A 16,089-nucleotide genomic window follows, 5' to 3' on the forward strand; every position below is an offset into this window, starting at 1 on the left:
CCATTAAACTATTTTAGGTTCCAACTCTGTTAATGTTTGATACTGTTCTTCTGTCTGCACCATATGTGGTGTCCCTGTCTCACGTAACGACTTAACCACTTTATGGGTTGAATATTGATTATCTGGTTGAACTAATTGCATTGCTGCAACAACCGTTCCCGCACGCCCAGAACCTGACATACAATGAATAACTGGCAGATCACCCTCACCTTTAGCATATTGATTAATATCCACTGCTAGTGCGCGAAGTGCCTCTGCTGAGATCGTTCTTCTATCCCCCCAATCAGTAACATGAATAACGGGAAGCGCTACTTTTTGCCCATCTTGCCCATCTTTAGTTAACGTTAACTGATAAAGATCCGCACTAACTTGGCTTGCATATTTCACTGTGCCATTGGCCTCTGATTTGACCTCAACAGAACCATATTTAGCATGTTCAGCATAATAGGGTGGCAAATGCATTTCTTTGTTTGGTTTTATACTTTCCCCATCAATATCATTTTTTGAAGCAATAACTACTAGCACACTCGGTTTTTCTGCCATCAACATTTTTAAATGCTGTTCGATAGATAATGTATTATTTTTAGGATACTGGGTACGTATAGCAATATTTTTATCAGCAACTTGTAAATAGTTTGCTGGTAAAGGTATTAACTCACCCGTCGTTTCATCCTTAATAGAGACTTGTGTTTTAACTGCGGTTTTTATATCAGGGTAGCGACTTGAAGCAATGCCAGTGTAGTTGTCACTATGTTTATCAGTTTCTTTTTCAAGTTTTTGAAAGCCGGATAGTTCTTGACTAGGCTGAGTTTGCGGCAAACTAGATAAATTTAGTGTTAACTTTGGCCTTCTTTTTGCCAAACCGTTTGGCACAGACGTATTTTTTATCTCCGCTACCTGATTTAAAACTGAGGTAGGGTTAATTAAATCAGTTTTAGTGTTTGATTGGTTAGGGGTCAATGAAGTGGTTGGCGTTTTTGATGCATTTGAAATAGAAAACATATAAAATCCTTGTCTTGAGAATAATAATCACCAAAAGTCATTCCTGTTACACTTTTGTGAAAAAATTATTCATAAAGCAAGGCTAATTAGCTTGCAAATTTAGCTAATACCAATAAAAAACCCGTTAACAGTGCCAAACACCATTAACGGGCTGATTGATTATTTTAATATAGAAACTTACTTACGACGCCAGATAGTCCCTTGTGCACCATCTTCAAGCACAATACCCATTGCCGTCAGTTCATCGCGTGCTGCATCTGCTAAAGCCCACTCTTTGCTTTGACGTGCATCATTACGTTGCTTGATCAGAGCTTCGATTTTAGCCACTTCATCATCGCCTTCACTTTGTGCATTCCCCTGTAAGAAGGCTTCAGGTTCTTGCTCCAGCAGTCCTAACACATTAGCCAGCTTGCGCAGCTCTGCGGCTAACGCATTAGCAGCATTCATATTTTCTGATTTCAGACGGTTAACTTCACGCGCCAGATCAAACAGTACCGAATAGGCTTCTGGGGTATTAAAATCATCATTCATCGCTTCTTCAAAACGCTGTTTAAATACCTCTCCGCCAGCTGCTTCAACGGATTTATCAGTACCGCGTAATGCAGTATATAAACGTTCAAGCGCAGTGCGAGCCTGCTTTAAGTTCTCTTCTGTATAGTTTAACTGGCTACGATAGTGGCCCGATAATAAGAAATACCGCACTGTTTCTGCATCGTAATATTCCAGCACATCACGAATAGTGAAAAAGTTGTTTAGCGATTTAGACATTTTTTCGCGATCAACCATCACCATGCCTGAATGCATCCAGTAATTAACATACGGTCCATCATGTGCACATGAAGATTGAGCAATTTCATTCTCATGATGCGGGAACATCAAGTCAGAACCACCGCCATGGATATCAAAATGGTTGCCTAATGCCTTGCTGTTCATTGCCGAACATTCGATATGCCAACCAGGACGGCCTAATCCCCAAGGAGACTCCCAGCTAGGCTCGCCTTCTTTCGACATTTTCCACAACACAAAATCCATTGGGTTGCGTTTTACATCAGCCACTTCAACGCGAGCACCTGCTTGTAACTGTTCCAAATCTTGACGCGACAGCAAACCATAGTTTTTATCAGTTTTGACTTCAAACATCACATCGCCGTTATCTGCCACATAAGCGTGGCCACGCTTGATTAGCAGGTCAGTGATTTCAATAATTTCTTCGATATGTCGTGTCGCACGTGGCTCGCTATCAGGGCGTAAGATATTTAATGCATCGAAATCTTTATGCATTTCAGCCAACATGCGAGTGGTCAGCTCATCAACGGTTTCACCGTTTTCCGCCGCACGTTTGATAATTTTATCGTCAATATCGGTCACGTTACGCACATAGTTCACATCGTAACCTAAATAGCGTAGGTAGCGGCTAATCGCATCAAACGCGACAAATGTGCGCCCATGACCAATATGACACAAGTCGTAAATGGTAATGCCACACACGTACATCCCAATTTTCCCTGAGTGAATAGGTTTAAATTCTTCTTTTTGGCGACTCAGTGTATTAAAAATCTGTAGCATCTGATTATTCCATGTTATCTGTACGTGTGTTTTAGAGCTTCGCTTACTTAAGCGAATAATAAGAATAAATTATAACTATATTACAAAAGGCACTAGTTTTTATAAAATAACACATTATTCAAACCTGAACACAGCAATAATGCAAGGTTTAACCACAGTATTTATCTGTCTATTTTTCATCAGTGGATCAAGCTCCGTCACTTCAAGTTGGGATTCATCTGTGATATAAACTTTCTGACAATAACGCCTTCATCTGAAGGTGTGTAAAATACAATTATTCAGGATAGCTATTATGGTGACTTTTCATACCAATCACGGTGACATTGTTATTAAAACTTTTGACGACAAAGCGCCAGTAACCGTCGAAAACTTTTTAAATTACTGCCGTGAAGGTTTTTACGATAATACCATTTTCCACCGTGTTATTAATGGTTTCATGATCCAAGGCGGTGGTTTTGAGCCAGGCATGAAGCAAAAAGACACAAAAGCACAAATCAAAAACGAAGCTAACAACGGCTTAAAAAACACACGTGGTACGCTAGCGATGGCACGTACTAACGACCCACATTCAGCAACCGCACAATTCTTCATCAACGTGGTTGATAACGACTTCCTTAACTTCCGTTCAGAACGCCCAGATGGTTGGGGTTACTGTGTATTTGCAGAAGTGGTTGAAGGTATGGACGTCGTTGACAAAATCAAAGGCGTTTCAACCGGTAACAGCGGTTACCACCAAGACGTTCCACGTGAAGATGTTCTGATCGAAAAAGTGACTATCAGCGAGTAATTCGACGCAATATGTCCACTTATATCATTGCAGATCTGCATTTGAGTGAAGATGAACCGGCGATCACCGCCGGTTTTATCAATTTTATTCATCAGCAAGCCATCCATGCTGACAGCCTATATATACTGGGTGATTTTTTTAATTATTGGATTGGCGATGATGATAAAACGGAGCTCCACCAGCAAGTCGCTGACAGCTTAAAAATGCTCAGCGGGCGAGGAATTCCTTGCTACTTTATTCATGGTAATCGTGACTTTTTATTGGGTAAACGCTATGCCAAACAATGTGGCATGACCATTTTGCCTCAAGAAACCCTACTTGAATTGTATGGAAAGCGGGTACTTATCATGCATGGTGATACATTGTGCATTGATGACCAAGCCTATCAAGATTATCGTAAAAAAGTGCACTCGCCGTGGATCCAACGAATTTTCCTAACACTACCTTTATTTATTCGTCGCCGTATTGCTGAAAAAATGCGTAAAAACAGCCAATATGCCAGCAGTATGAAAGCAGAATCGATTATGGATGTGAACCCGCAAGCGGTTGTTAACGCATTAACTCACTATCAAGCAGATTGGATGATCCATGGGCACACTCACCGCCCTGCCATTCATGAAGTTTCTGTAGGTGATAAACAATGTTATCGTGGTGTTTTAGGCGCATGGCACCATGAGGGCTCTGCATTTGTGATCAATGAACAAGGTATTGATTTAATTTTTTTCCCATTCCAATCCGCATAAATAATCATCCTAACCTCTCTCGTTTGCTGACTTTTTAACCACGCAAACGTTTTCCTTACTCAGTTACCATGATATGATCAGGCCAATTCATTTTTCCCACCTCACGGTGAAAATTTATTAACCACAGGGATCACACCACATGACTGCCCAAGTACCTGCTCAATCTGCGGCAAAAATCGCCATTGTTATGGGTTCTAAAAGTGACTGGACGACCATGCAACATGCCGCTGATGTCTTAACTGAGCTGCAATTGCCGTTTCACGTTGAAATAGTCTCCGCACACCGTACCCCAGACAAACTGTTTTCCTTTGCTGAACAAGCGAAAGGCAATGGCTTCAATGTGATCATTGCAGGTGCTGGTGGTGCAGCCCACTTACCGGGTATGTTAGCGGCAAAAACGTTAGTACCTGTATTGGGTGTGCCTGTACAAAGTGCTGCATTAAGTGGTGTCGATAGCCTCTACTCCATCGTACAAATGCCTAAAGGGATCCCTGTTGGTACATTAGCAATTGGTAAAGCAGGTGCAGCAAATGCAGCGCTATTGGCGGCTCAAATCCTTGCAACCACTGACGCAGCTATTTTTGCTCGCTTATCGACTTGGCGTGAAACCCAAACTAACGATGTGCTAAATAACCCAGATCCTCGGGAGGCACAATGAAACCGGTTTGCGTCCTTGGCAATGGTCAACTCGGTCGGATGTTACGTCAAGCTGGTGAGCCATTAGGTATTGCGGTATTCCCTGTTGGTTTAGATGCCGAGCCTGAAGCGGTTCCCTATCAACAAAGCGTGATCACCGCAGAAATTGAACGTTGGCCTGAAACCCCTCTGACGAAAGAGTTAGAGCGCCATAACGCTTTCATTAACCGTGATATCTTTCCGCGCTTAGCCGATAGATTTCCACAAAAAAGCCTGTTCGATTCATTGAATTTATCAACTGCACCATGGACAAGACTTGAGTCAAAAACACAATGGCCTGAGTTATTTGCCACACTCGGTGATTTCTTGATCGTTAAACGTAGAACTGGCGGTTATGACGGACGAGGCCAATGGCGAGTTCGCCCCGGTGATGAAGTTGATCTCCCTGAAGAAATCTATGGTGAATGCATTGTCGAAAAAGGGATCCCATTTGATGCAGAGGTCTCAGTAATTGGCGCTCGCAATCGCGCAGGTGACTGTGTATTTTACCCAATCACCCATAACCTTCACCAAGAAGGTATTTTACGTACCAGTGTCGCCTTCCCTAAAACATCTAACTCGCAGCAACAACAAGCTCAGCACATGCTAAGCGCAGTGATGAATGAGCTTGATTATATCGGTGTGATGGCTATGGAGTGCTTTGTAGTTGGTGATAAACTGCTGATCAATGAGATTGCACCTCGGGTACATAACAGCGGTCACTGGACACAAAATGGTGCTTCGATTAGCCAGTTTGAGCTGCATTTACGTGCTATTTTAGATTTACCGATGCCATCACCAGAGGTTTTCAGCCCATCAGTCATGGTGAACCTGATTGGTACAGCGGTTAATCCACAGTGGTTAAGCTTACCGTTAGTTCATTTGCATTGGTATGAAAAAGAAGTTCGCCCCGTCCGAAAAGTCGGTCATTTAAATCTGACGCACAGCGATGCATCTGTTTTGGCAAACACGCTCACTTCGTTGGCAAGCATGCTACCAAATGAGTACAAAAGTGGCATTGAGTGGGCAAATGCAAAATTAGACTGGCACTGTAACTCATAAACAGCGAAAATACCGTCATTCGATGCCCGATTTTTCGGGCATCTTGCGTTTTACATCACTGTCGTTTTAGCCAACAAAACAGGCAGTGTGATTGGAGTTGACATGGCAACCACAAATTCCTCGCTGTTTAGCCCACTGTATCAGTGGAGTATCCTGATCCTATTAGGAATGGTGTATTTCCTTGCCACAGCAACCACCTTTACCTCACTTGGTGTCGTGCTGCCCGGTATGATTGGTGAGTTAAAATGGAGTTGGACTGAAGCCGGTTTTGGCTTCACATTACTGGGTTTGACCTGTGGCCTTGCCAGTTTTCTCCCTTCTTTATTGATCCGCAAAATCGGTGTTCGCCTGACACTATTGTTAGGTACCTTAGTATTTGTTGCCGGTTTTTATAGCCTCTATTCAACCGAAACCATTAGCCGCTATTTTCTCGGCACTGCCTTGATTGGTATTGGTTTTACTCTGCTGGCGACTGTACCGGGAACCTATGTACTCTCCCGATTATTTGAAAAGCAATCACTGGCCTTTGGCCTTTACTTCACTATTGGCGGTTTAGGTGGAGTCGCAGGGCCTTGGATCTATTTCTACGCTTCAAATCAACTTGGCTCATGGCGTATGCACTGGGTGCTATGTGCGATTTACCTCAGCGTAGTCACCTTGATCACCATACTGGCGTTACGTGAAGGTAAACGTGAACAAGAGCATGCTAAAAATATCATGCAAAAACAGGTCAGCGACGCTAGCAAACCCGTCTACCGTACCAAAGAAGTTTGGACAGTACGCCGTGCCTTACGCACTTGGCAATTTTATTTGATTGCCGCCACCTACACCTCCTTTTTATGGTGTGGGATCACCGTAAACAGTTTTGCTGTCGCCCATATTGAAGAACGCGGTTTTGGCATGACCGTTGCCGTTTCCCTGCTCAGCACTATGGCTTTTGTAAATGCGTTCTCTCGATTTATCGGTGGCGCTGCGGGCGAATGGCTAGAGCCTAAAAAATTACTGATAGGCAGCCTGATCATCATGGTGTTTGGTGTCATTTGCTTGAGCATCGCGACTTCATGGTTATGGCTGATTTTATTTGTGCTGTGTGTTGGAATTGGTTATGGCATGACCTTTTTGGCTTCGAGCGTATTACTTTCAAACTATTTTGGCCGTGGCCCTTATTTAGAATTGTTTTCAGTGGTCAATTTGATCTCCACTGTTGCTTGCCTTGCGCCATTTATTGCTGGTGCAGTTAAAGACTATACCCATAGCTTTACCCCTGCATTTTTAATTATTGCTGCGCCAGTCCTTGTGATCCTCATACTCACTTTAATGATGAAACCGCCTGTTTTGTCTGCAAAAAAATAAAAAAACTCGGGTGATGAGCCCGAGCAAAATCAATAAACAAGGAAATTAAGGATTTAACAACGCAGGCACTTTCAGCAAGATAAATTCGTTATCATCCGCTTGGTTTGGCTCACGGCTAGATGAAAATGGGTAGTTATTGTCGTTGCCAACAATGATGTGCTCATTATCAACAACATCAACGTTTTCAATGGTAAAGAATGGGAAGGTAAATACGCCATCATTTAATGGTTTTTTGGCGACACCTTCTGGGTCTTTAATATTCATTAAATCAATGTAAGCTTGCTTATCAACCGGTGCACCTTGGTTTTTATCTGAAAACTCAATACGGTAAACACGTTTGAATTTAGCTAAATTGCTAAAGCAGTTGGTGGTATCTGTTACCCCCTCCGCGCAAGCTTTATCAGCAGTTCCTTCGCCATTATCTCGTTCAATAATCAATCCATGGCTATCATCGATCATATTGAAATCGCCGATCGCATTTTGATTGTCTTCAAAGACATACAGCCAGCTACGGCCTGTCCATTGCTGATTTTTTACATCGAATTCAAGAATTCGTGCAGCGCGTTTACCATCAACATTTTCATAGTCTTGTTTTTCTTCATTCCATAAAGCGCCTTCTAGCATTGGATACAGCTTGCTGCCATCAGGTGAAGAAGCCATTCCTTCAAAACCTTTTGAACGATTGACTTGGAAACTCACTTTATCAGTAGGTTTACCCGGTGTGGTGACTTGATAGTGATCAGGTGAAACCACTTTTTTGCCATCAACTTGGGTTTCAAATAGCGCTAATACCTTACCATTGAGATCCATTTTTATCAGATAAGGTCCAAACTCTTCCCCGACCCACAGTGCACCATCTGCAAATTGGAAACTTTCAGGATCAAAGTCACTACCAGTTAAATAGCGCTTATCGCTACTTTCATTAATAATATGAAATGGAATGATTTTATCCGGATCATGGAAAAATACCGTTTTTAATGGATCCACTTTGCCTGTTTTAAAATCAATATCATATTGCGTTAAGTAAAGCATCGAGTCTGGTGAATTCACTTTATTACCATAACCATTATCGGTTAACACCCAATAAGTGCCATCGGCCATGCGTTTAATACCTGAGTGACCTTGCAGTGGCTGACCTGTGATTGGCACATGCATACCAGTCGGACGATCGGCTGACTTACCTTCAACCTTGCCTAACTGATCAATACGATTACCCGTCGTATATTTACCGCTAACTTGTAAATCTTTTGGCGCATCAGCAGGCGCGGGTACGGTAGAATCAACCGCTAAAATTGAGTGGCCAGCCAACGTTGCTGGTACTTCTTGTTGAGCATACCCTGTGGTAGAAAAGGCAACCAAAGTTGCAAGTAGTGATAATGAACTCAGTTTTATGGTACGGTGCGGCTGCATTATTTTGTTCCCATTCGTAACGTTTATCATTATTGACGATGGGATAATAAGCAGGATAAATGACAGTTTGGTGATGATTATAAGACGATTATTTGAATGGCTTCTTGCTTTATCAACAACAAGAAGCCACTAAGATCACACTGACATTCGGCGATGCTGATTGCCTGTACCTAGCAAACGCAGCCCAAGCCAGCTGCCACAGACTGATAATAGCAACGCAGCACATAGCGGTAACAATAACCACATTGACCATTCAGGCTGCCAAGGGAAATCAAACACTTTCGTTTGTAACAACCATAATGCCACTTCAGCACCAAAGGCCGCCGCTAGCCCAGCCATCAGTCCTAATAACACAAATTCGCTCCATAGCGTGCGACGCATCAGCTTTTTGCTTGCTCCTAATGTACGGTAAACCACTAACTCACGTTCTCGTTGGCTCATACCGACTTGAATTTGCGCCAATAACAGTAGTAAACCGCAGAAAATCACTAGCACTACCATCACTTCTAGCGCTTGGCTGACTTGCTGTAAGATCTGCTGAATTTGTGCGATCAATGCCCCTATATCTAATACATTGATTGTTGGGTAATTGCGGCTTAAATCAGTCAGTAACTTGCCATCGCCTTCATAGTGGAAACTGCTCATCCATGTCGCGGGCACATCTTTCAAGGTGCCTTCAGAGAAGATAAAGAAAAAGTTAGGCCGCAAGCTCTCCCAATCAACAGTGCGAATACTGCTTACCGTAGCGCTAAACTCCTGAGCACCTGCATTAAATGTCAGTTTGTCACCAATTTTAATGCCAAGCTCTTTCACGACGGTTTGTTCAATTGAAACTTCACCCACTTTCGGTGGCCATGTGCCTTGATCTAACACATTGGCTTCAGGCAACTTCGCTTGCCATGTTAAGCTTAATTCACGACGCACCGTGTTATTATCAGGGTCACGAGCGTCCGCCCACTCAATCGCCGATGTGTCATTAATCTCAGCTAAACGCGCTAACACAACTGGATAGAAATCCGTCGGTTTGACTTGGTTTTGAACCAATAATTCAGTAACCGGTTTGATCTGGCTTTCATTCATGTTGATCAGGAAATAATTTGGGCTATCGGCTGGCAATTGTTGCTGCCAGCGATCCAATAAATCCCCTCTGACTAAAATCAACAACGCTAACAACATAAATGACAGCGAAAATGCACTCATTTGCGTGATCGTCTGTAGCGGCTGGCGCAGCAAACGACTGACAGAAAGGCGCAAACTGAGTTGTTTGAACTTAAATTGGCGCAGTACCCATAAACCTAGCCAACCAATTAACGCCAATAGAACCGCAACAATCACAATACCAATTAGAATTGACCATAGCAGTGGGTTGACTCCTGCAAATAAAAATAACCCACCAACCACAATTAACGTAACAATAGGCAGATAGTAACGTAGTGGCCAAATTGGTGAAGCAGCATCCTCACGCAACACACGCGATGGCTGGGTTGCCATTAATTGGCGATACGGGCGGATCCCAACAATAATCGCAATCACAAATAAAGTGCCAATCGCCCACACCCAAGGCCATAAACTGGCTGATGGTAAGGCCTTAGGTAACATGGCACCCAGTATTTGCATTAAAATACCTTCAAACGCTAACCCAAGCAGTGAGCCTAACAAGGCTGCCGCAATGAGTATGACTAGCCACTGACCGATAATCCATTTTTGTAAAGCTGAACGACCCGCTCCCAATGTTTTCAGCACCGCAACTAACTGATGACGGCTACGGCAATAGTGGCTCATTGAAACCACCACGGCGGCTATCGCTAACAGCAAGGTCAGTAATACAGACAGCAGCAAAAACTGTTGAGCGCGCTGGAAAGTTTTGCCCACCGCGCCACTATTATCTTTTAAGGTATACCAACGCTGATCGGTTCTCAGTTGTTTGTCATATTGGGCTTCAAAAGCATCAATCACTGCCGTGTCACCTGCAAACATCTCACGATAGGTTAAACGGCTGCCAACTTGCACAGCACCTGTTGCTTGTGCATCATCGAGCGAAATCAATACACGAGGTGCAATTTGAAAAGGATTAAAGCCACTATCAGGCTCTTGAATTAACTGCCCTGCTACTTTCAATGTGGCATCACCGATATCGATGTCATCACCAATTTTGAGGTTGAGTAATTCAAGCAGGCGTGGCGTAACCAAGATCTCCCCTTTGGTTGGGCGAAGACCCGCTGGCTCAGTGACTAAATCACCGTATAACGGATAGGCAGCATCGGCAGCTTTAACCAGCACCAATTGTGGTCGTAAGTTTTCATCTGCCGTTGAATAAGCCATCGTCGAAAATGACATTTGCTGGCTGAGTTTCAAGCCATCGTCTTTAGCCTGTTGTAACCAAGTTGCCTCACTGGGTTGAGAGGAGCGCAAAACGAGATCGCCCGCCAGTAGCTCACGGCTCTGATAACTCATGCTATTTTCAATGCGATCGCTAATTCGTCCCAATGCCAAAACGCACGCAACCGCTAATGTTAGCGCCAGCCACACAATCAGCAGTGATGGCGTTTTCCATTCACGCCAAAACCAACGCCAAATCATGACTCTTCCCTCAACACACCATCAACTAACCGTAAACGGCGCTGACAGCGTGCCGCCAGCTCATTATCATGGGTGACAAGGATCAACGTTGTGCCGTGCTCTTTATTCATTGAAAACAGTAAATCTGCGATTTTATCCCCTGTGTGGCGGTCAAGGTTGCCAGTGGGCTCATCAGCAAACAAGATTTTTGGTCGACCATTGAATGCTCTGGCTAATGCCACTCGTTGTTGTTCACCACCTGAAAGTTGTGCAGGCATGTGTTTTAAACGGTTTCCTAGCCCCAGCTCCGCTAATAAATTGGCAGCTTGTTGTTGGCTGGCGGATTCAGGCTCACCACGCAATAAAGCAGGTAGTTGCACGTTTTCTAACGCATTTAATGTGGGTATCAACATAAAAGATTGAAAGACAAAGCCAACACTTTGTGCTCGCAAAAAGGCACGTTGCTCCTCATTCATTTGGGTGAGCTCTTGCCCCAGTAAACTGACGCTACCGCTACTACCATCATCTAAACCGGCAATAATGCCTAATAAGGTGGATTTCCCCGAACCAGACTCGCCGATCAAAGCAATTGTTTGACCAGACTCGACAATTAGCTCAACACCTTGCAATATAGTGAGCTCATGTTCACCCTGACCAACACGTTTAACGAGATGATGAACTTCAAGAATATTTTCCGCCGACATTTACTGGTATTTCTCCTGTTATTTGTCGCGAGTGGTCAAACACTCGCAGCCACAAAACTATTGATCCTTGGTGACAGCCTAAGTGCTGGCTATCGCTTACCGGCAGAGCAGGCATGGGCCTCATTACTCGCCGAGCGTTGGCAAAAACTGTCACCGCCCGTTATCGTGATTAACGGTAGTATCAGTGGCAACACCTCTGCACAAGGGCTAGAGCGTCTTCCTGCTTTACTTGAACAACACAAACCTGATTGGGTGCTGATTGAGTTAGGTGCCAATGATGGTTTACAAGGGCTATCTGTCGAGCAGATGGAAAACACTTTACAACAAATTATTCAACAAATAACCCAATCAGGCGCTAAACCGCTTTTAATGCAAATTCGCATACCGCCAAACTACGGTAAACGCTATACTTCTAGCTTTGAAAAGGTCTACTCTACATTGGCAGAAAAAAATGCGATTCCGTTACTGCCTTTTTATATGGAAAACATCATTACTCGGCCTGAGTGGATCCAACAAGATGGCATTCACCCAACCGTAGAAGCCCAGCCAACCATTGCTGATTTTATGGAAACACAACTTAAGCCCTACCTTGTACCATCAGCAAAATAGTTTGGTTCTAGCTTTAATTGAAGACAGTAAAACAGTTTTTATCTTAATTAGCGCCTACAGGTAGGTAAAGTTATGCAAAAATCGGTCTTTATCACAGGTGCATCCAGCGGTATCGGCTTTTGTGCCGCTCAAACTCTTCGTCAGCGTGGCTACCATGTCATCGTCGCTTGCCGTAAGGAAAACGATGTCTTACGCCTAAAAGAGCTTGGCTTTGATGCTGTCACACTTGATGTTGATGATTACCTTAGCATAGATCGTGCAGCCGAAGAGGTGCTGACACTGTGCCATGGGCGACTTTTCGGATTATTCAATAATGCAGGTTTTGGTGTTTATGGTGAACTGACTAGCATCAGCCGTGAGCAATTAGAGGCACAATTCTCGACTAACTTTTTCGGCGTTCACCAATTGACCCTGAAACTGCTCCCTGCCATGCTACAACACCATGAAGGGCGTATTGTCCAAACCAGTTCAGTCATGGGGATCATTTCGACCCCCGGTCGTGGTGCCTATGCCGCCAGCAAATACGCCTTAGAAGCTTGGTCTGATGCATTACGCTTAGAGCTCAAAGGCTCGGGTATTCATGTCAGTTTAATCGAACCGGGGCCAATCCATACTCGTTTTACCAACAATGTTGCTCAAACCCAGCAAGACAAACCCGTGAAAAACCCCGGTATTGCAGAGCGTTTTACCCTGACACCTGAACATGTGGTTGCAAAATTAGTGCATGCGCTGGAAAGCCCTCGACCACGTATTCGCTACTCAGTGACACTATTGACCGTCGTGGTACGGTTTTTAAAACGCATACTTCCTGACTGCCTAATGGATAAAATACTGGCTGGACAAGGCAAGAAGGCTTGAAAAAACACAATCTAGCCCCACCTTTAAAGTATTAAATAATTATTTAAAAGAGATCAACTATGCAAGCTTTTGCCCAAATCGTGGATGTTAATGAACAAAACCTGCACCAAGTGGTAGAACAATCAATGAACATGCCTGTTATGTTCTATTTCTGGTCAGCTCAAAGCCCCCACTGCCAAGAGTTTGGCGCGACACTTGATAAAATTGCCAATGACTACGCAGGTCTATTTATGTTAGCGCGTGTTAACTGTGATGTTGAACAAAACGTTGCTGCGCAATTTGGCCTTAGAGCGATCCCAACTGTTTATATCTTACAAGAAGGCCGCCCTGTTGATGGTTTCCAAGGCCCTCAGCCTGAAGACGTCGTATTAGAAATGCTGTCTCGCGTATTACCAAGTCCAGAAGAGCTGAAAGCCGCACAAGCAGCCGAGCTAATCGCGGAAGGGAAACTGCAAGAAGCGCTACCGCTACTCAAAGAAGCACACCAGTTAAATCCCAAAAACAGTGACATCACATTTTTGCTAGCCGAAACGCAAATCGGCCTAGGCCAAGTGGATGATGCTGAAAAAACACTGTCAGTCGTTCCGATGCAAGATCAGGACAGCCGTTATCAAGGGCTAATTGCACAAATCGAGCTATCACGACAAGCGGCAGATACCCCTGAAATTCAACAATTACAGCAACAATTCACAGAAACACCCGAAAATGCCACCCTTGCTGTGCAATTAGCGCTAAAATTACATGAAGTGAATCGTAACGAAGAAGCGCTAGAAATTTTATTTAGCTTCTTGAGAAAAGACCTTGGTGCCGGAGACGGCGCTGTGAAAAAAACCATGATGGATATCATGTCTGCGATGGGTACAGGGGATGCTGTAGCCAGTAAATACCGCCGTCAAATGTATTCATTACTTTACTAATTAAGGGTTAACAATGGACTTGTTCGCATATGGTGCAATACCAATAATCATTTTTATTGCCATTGTTATTGTTTTTACCTGTGTAAAAACCGTACCACAAGGCTACCAATGGACCGTTGAACGTTTCGGCCGCTATACCCGTACGTTACAACCGGGGCTACATATCCTAGTGCCATTTATGGATAGGATCGGTCGCCGCATCAATATGATGGAACAAGTTCTTGATATTCCTTCACAAGAAGTTATCTCTCGCGATAATGCTAACGTGACGATTGATGCCGTATGCTTTATTCAAGTGGTCGATCCGGTTCGCGCTGCTTATGAAGTCAGTAACCTTGAGTTATCCGTTCTCAACCTCACCATGACCAATATCCGTACTGTACTCGGTTCAATGGAATTGGATGAAATGCTCTCACAGCGTGACTCGATTAACTCACGTCTTTTACATATTGTCGATGATGCGACCAACCCTTGGGGGGTTAAAATCACCCGTATCGAAATCCGTGATGTAAAGCCGCCAAAAGAGTTGATCAACGCCATGAACGCACAGATGAAAGCTGAGCGAACTAAACGTGCTGATATTCTTGAAGCGGAAGGTATTCGCCAAGCGGCGATCCTCAAAGCCGAAGGTGAAAAACAATCACAAATTTTGCGTGCTGAAGGTGAGCGTCAATCAGCCTTCTTACAAGCAGAAGCACGTGAAAGAGCCGCTGAAGCCGAAGCAAAAGCCACTCAAATGGTGTCTGAAGCCATTGCGGCGGGTGATGTGCAGGCTATCAACTACTTCGTTGCTCAAAAATATACCGATGCGCTAACCAGTATTGGTTCCGCTGAAAACAGTAAAGTGATTATGATGCCACTTGAGGCAAGCAACCTGATGGGTGCGATAGGTGGGATCACAGAACTTATCAGCGAAAGCAAAAAAGTCGGTGCTGATAAGAAGCAGGCTAAGCCATGATAGAGCTGATCAGTACCCAACCGGCATGGTTTTGGCTATGCCTTGGTGGTTTATTGCTAATTGCTGAATTATTGGGTACAGGCGGTTATCTATTATGGTCGGGGGTCGCCGCAGTTGCCGTGGCGATCATCGCACTGGTATTGCCTTTCATTGGTTGGGAATGGCAAGGCATTTTGTTTGCTATCTTAACCATTGTCTGTGCCGTGTTGTGGCGTAAATGGCTTAGCTTACGCAAAAACCCTCAGGCCGATGATGTTAACCAAAAAAGCCACCAGCTCATTGGTCACAAAGTACGTTTAATTTCAGATACTGATGAAGGTTTTAGCCGTGTCAAACTTGCCGATGGCAGTTGGCGTGCCTATAGCGAAATTCCACTGAAAGCAGGTACTGAGGTGGTGATCACCTCAGTTGATGGTATTACACTGCACGTTAAGCCTTGCCATGATGGCAGCAGCTTCGAGCCAAGTGATCAATAATCGGGCAATCTGCCCCTTCATCACCGGGGCAGGCATCCACTAAACTTTGCAGAGTCTCTTTAATGGCAGACAATTTAGCGATTGTCTGCTCTAACTCGGTAATTTTTGCCATCGTAGCACTTTTAACGTCTGCGCTATGCCGCGAAGGGTTACGGAATAGCCCTAATAGCTCCCCGCACTCTTCCAAAGTAAAACCAACATCTTTTGCCTGCTTCAATAAGCTCAATTCATCAACATGACGCTCTTGATAGTAACGGTAACTATTTTCACCACGCTCAGGTGGTGTGATCAAACCTTTGTCTTCATAAAAACGGATCGCCTTTGCGGTAAGCCCCGTTTTTTTGGCAATTTCACTAATATTCATATTTCCCTTGACCTTACCCTTGTGGGAGGGTTTAACCTTCTCTATA

The 16,089-nt window shown here is 44.0% G+C and carries 16 protein-coding genes; 10 read left to right on the forward strand and 6 right to left on the reverse strand.

What is annotated here, in order from left to right; genetic code table 11:
• Window positions 1-3 precede the first annotated feature (3 nt).
• Complete coding sequence (locus tag AC3Z9T_RS08360; RefSeq protein ID WP_490125733.1) at window positions 4-1,002, reverse strand: protein-tyrosine phosphatase family protein; 999 nt, start codon at window positions 1,000-1,002, stop codon at window positions 4-6.
• A 177-nt stretch (window positions 1,003-1,179) separates the two neighbouring features.
• Entirely contained in the window at window positions 1,180-2,568 is a 1,389-nt protein-coding gene (gene cysS / locus AC3Z9T_RS08365) for a cysteine--tRNA ligase (RefSeq protein WP_490125734.1), read from the reverse strand.
• Window positions 2,569-2,860: 292 nt separating this feature from the next.
• Here cysS and ppiB point away from each other — a divergent pair, with 292 nt between their 5' ends.
• The 5 genes from ppiB to AC3Z9T_RS08390 all read left to right on the forward strand — a co-directional run bounded on the left by ppiB (window position 2,861) and on the right by AC3Z9T_RS08390 (window position 7,188).
• Window positions 2,861-3,355, forward strand: a complete 495-nt coding sequence (gene ppiB, locus AC3Z9T_RS08370; RefSeq protein WP_490125735.1) for a peptidylprolyl isomerase B — start codon at window positions 2,861-2,863, stop codon at window positions 3,353-3,355.
• 11 nt (window positions 3,356-3,366) lie between these two features.
• Complete coding sequence (lpxH, locus tag AC3Z9T_RS08375; RefSeq protein WP_490125736.1) at window positions 3,367-4,098, forward strand: UDP-2,3-diacylglucosamine diphosphatase; 732 nt, start codon at window positions 3,367-3,369, stop codon at window positions 4,096-4,098.
• Window positions 4,099-4,237: 139 nt separating this feature from the next.
• Window positions 4,238-4,756: a 5-(carboxyamino)imidazole ribonucleotide mutase gene (gene purE, locus AC3Z9T_RS08380; RefSeq protein ID WP_490125737.1), complete on the forward strand. Its 519-nt coding sequence runs from the start codon at window positions 4,238-4,240 to the stop codon at window positions 4,754-4,756.
• Window positions 4,753-5,835, forward strand: coding sequence for a 5-(carboxyamino)imidazole ribonucleotide synthase (purK, locus tag AC3Z9T_RS08385; RefSeq protein WP_490125738.1), 1,083 nt, complete (start codon window positions 4,753-4,755; stop codon window positions 5,833-5,835). Before purE ends, purK begins: the two co-directional genes overlap by 4 nt.
• A gap of 102 nt (window positions 5,836-5,937) precedes the next feature.
• A complete protein-coding gene (locus tag AC3Z9T_RS08390; RefSeq protein WP_490125739.1) occupies window positions 5,938-7,188 on the forward strand; it encodes an MFS transporter in 1,251 nt (416 codons plus the stop codon).
• 45 nt (window positions 7,189-7,233) lie between these two features.
• Here the strand turns inward: AC3Z9T_RS08390 and AC3Z9T_RS08395 are convergent, their stop codons facing one another.
• The 3 genes from AC3Z9T_RS08395 to ybbA all read right to left on the reverse strand — a co-directional run bounded on the left by AC3Z9T_RS08395 (window position 7,234) and on the right by ybbA (window position 11,861).
• Window positions 7,234-8,598 carry an esterase-like activity of phytase family protein gene (locus AC3Z9T_RS08395; protein WP_490125740.1) on the reverse strand — a complete coding sequence of 455 codons (1,365 nt, stop codon included), beginning with the start codon at window positions 8,596-8,598 and terminating at the stop codon, window positions 7,234-7,236.
• A gap of 135 nt (window positions 8,599-8,733) precedes the next feature.
• On the reverse strand, window positions 8,734-11,178 hold the full coding sequence (gene ybbP, locus AC3Z9T_RS08400) for a putative ABC transporter permease subunit YbbP (RefSeq protein WP_490125741.1): 2,445 nt from the start codon (window positions 11,176-11,178) through the stop codon (window positions 8,734-8,736).
• The gene (gene ybbA / locus AC3Z9T_RS08405) at window positions 11,175-11,861 is read right to left on the reverse strand and encodes a putative ABC transporter ATP-binding protein YbbA (RefSeq protein WP_490125742.1); all 687 of its coding nucleotides are present in this window, start codon (window positions 11,859-11,861) and stop codon (window positions 11,175-11,177) included. Before ybbA ends, ybbP begins: the two co-directional genes overlap by 4 nt.
• Between ybbA and tesA the strand changes: the two genes are divergently transcribed.
• The 5 genes from tesA to AC3Z9T_RS08430 all read left to right on the forward strand — a co-directional run bounded on the left by tesA (window position 11,829) and on the right by AC3Z9T_RS08430 (window position 15,679).
• Entirely contained in the window at window positions 11,829-12,470 is a 642-nt protein-coding gene (tesA, locus tag AC3Z9T_RS08410; protein WP_490125743.1) for a multifunctional acyl-CoA thioesterase I/protease I/lysophospholipase L1, read from the forward strand. The two genes, ybbA and tesA, sit on opposite strands and share 33 nt — an antisense overlap.
• Window positions 12,471-12,542: 72 nt before the next feature.
• A complete protein-coding gene (locus AC3Z9T_RS08415; RefSeq protein WP_490125744.1) occupies window positions 12,543-13,328 on the forward strand; it encodes an SDR family oxidoreductase in 786 nt (261 codons plus the stop codon).
• A gap of 59 nt (window positions 13,329-13,387) precedes the next feature.
• Window positions 13,388-14,245, forward strand: a complete 858-nt coding sequence (locus tag AC3Z9T_RS08420) for a co-chaperone YbbN (RefSeq protein ID WP_490125745.1) — start codon at window positions 13,388-13,390, stop codon at window positions 14,243-14,245.
• 13 nt (window positions 14,246-14,258) lie between these two features.
• A complete protein-coding gene (locus AC3Z9T_RS08425) occupies window positions 14,259-15,203 on the forward strand; it encodes an SPFH domain-containing protein (protein WP_490125746.1) in 945 nt (314 codons plus the stop codon).
• Complete coding sequence (locus AC3Z9T_RS08430) at window positions 15,200-15,679, forward strand: NfeD family protein (protein ID WP_490125747.1); 480 nt, start codon at window positions 15,200-15,202, stop codon at window positions 15,677-15,679. The genes AC3Z9T_RS08425 and AC3Z9T_RS08430 overlap by 4 nt, the downstream gene beginning before the upstream one ends.
• Here the strand turns inward: AC3Z9T_RS08430 and cueR are convergent.
• A complete protein-coding gene (cueR, locus tag AC3Z9T_RS08435) occupies window positions 15,633-16,043 on the reverse strand; it encodes a Cu(I)-responsive transcriptional regulator (RefSeq protein WP_490125748.1) in 411 nt (136 codons plus the stop codon). The genes AC3Z9T_RS08430 and cueR overlap by 47 nt on opposite strands.
• Window positions 16,044-16,089 lie beyond the last annotated feature (46 nt).

Source organism: Providencia sp. 6390, from assembly GCF_058148425.1.

What these genes read in the sequence shown, in the direction of transcription:
- purE (WP_490125737.1), top strand. Translation starts at nt 4,238, where the DNA reads ATGACTGCCCAAGTACCTGCTCAATCTGCGGCAAAAATCGCCATTGTT.
- AC3Z9T_RS08390 (WP_490125739.1), top strand. Translation starts at nt 5,938, where the DNA reads ATGGCAACCACAAATTCCTCGCTGTTTAGCCCACTGTATCAGTGGAGT.
- AC3Z9T_RS08395 (WP_490125740.1), bottom strand. Translation starts at nt 8,598, where the DNA reads ATGCAGCCGCACCGTACCATAAAACTGAGTTCATTATCACTACTTGCA.
- ppiB (WP_490125735.1), top strand. Translation starts at nt 2,861, where the DNA reads ATGGTGACTTTTCATACCAATCACGGTGACATTGTTATTAAAACTTTT.
- AC3Z9T_RS08430 (WP_490125747.1), top strand. Translation starts at nt 15,200, where the DNA reads ATGATAGAGCTGATCAGTACCCAACCGGCATGGTTTTGGCTATGCCTT.
- AC3Z9T_RS08425 (WP_490125746.1), top strand. Translation starts at nt 14,259, where the DNA reads ATGGACTTGTTCGCATATGGTGCAATACCAATAATCATTTTTATTGCC.
- lpxH (WP_490125736.1), top strand. Translation starts at nt 3,367, where the DNA reads ATGTCCACTTATATCATTGCAGATCTGCATTTGAGTGAAGATGAACCG.
- cueR (WP_490125748.1), bottom strand. Translation starts at nt 16,043, where the DNA reads ATGAATATTAGTGAAATTGCCAAAAAAACGGGGCTTACCGCAAAGGCG.
- AC3Z9T_RS08420 (WP_490125745.1), top strand. Translation starts at nt 13,388, where the DNA reads ATGCAAGCTTTTGCCCAAATCGTGGATGTTAATGAACAAAACCTGCAC.
- tesA (WP_490125743.1), top strand. Translation starts at nt 11,829, where the DNA reads ATGATGAACTTCAAGAATATTTTCCGCCGACATTTACTGGTATTTCTC.
- ybbA (WP_490125742.1), bottom strand. Translation starts at nt 11,861, where the DNA reads ATGTCGGCGGAAAATATTCTTGAAGTTCATCATCTCGTTAAACGTGTT.
- cysS (WP_490125734.1), bottom strand. Translation starts at nt 2,568, where the DNA reads ATGCTACAGATTTTTAATACACTGAGTCGCCAAAAAGAAGAATTTAAA.
- ybbP (WP_490125741.1), bottom strand. Translation starts at nt 11,178, where the DNA reads ATGATTTGGCGTTGGTTTTGGCGTGAATGGAAAACGCCATCACTGCTG.
- AC3Z9T_RS08360 (WP_490125733.1), bottom strand. Translation starts at nt 1,002, where the DNA reads ATGTTTTCTATTTCAAATGCATCAAAAACGCCAACCACTTCATTGACC.
- AC3Z9T_RS08415 (WP_490125744.1), top strand. Translation starts at nt 12,543, where the DNA reads ATGCAAAAATCGGTCTTTATCACAGGTGCATCCAGCGGTATCGGCTTT.
- purK (WP_490125738.1), top strand. Translation starts at nt 4,753, where the DNA reads ATGAAACCGGTTTGCGTCCTTGGCAATGGTCAACTCGGTCGGATGTTA.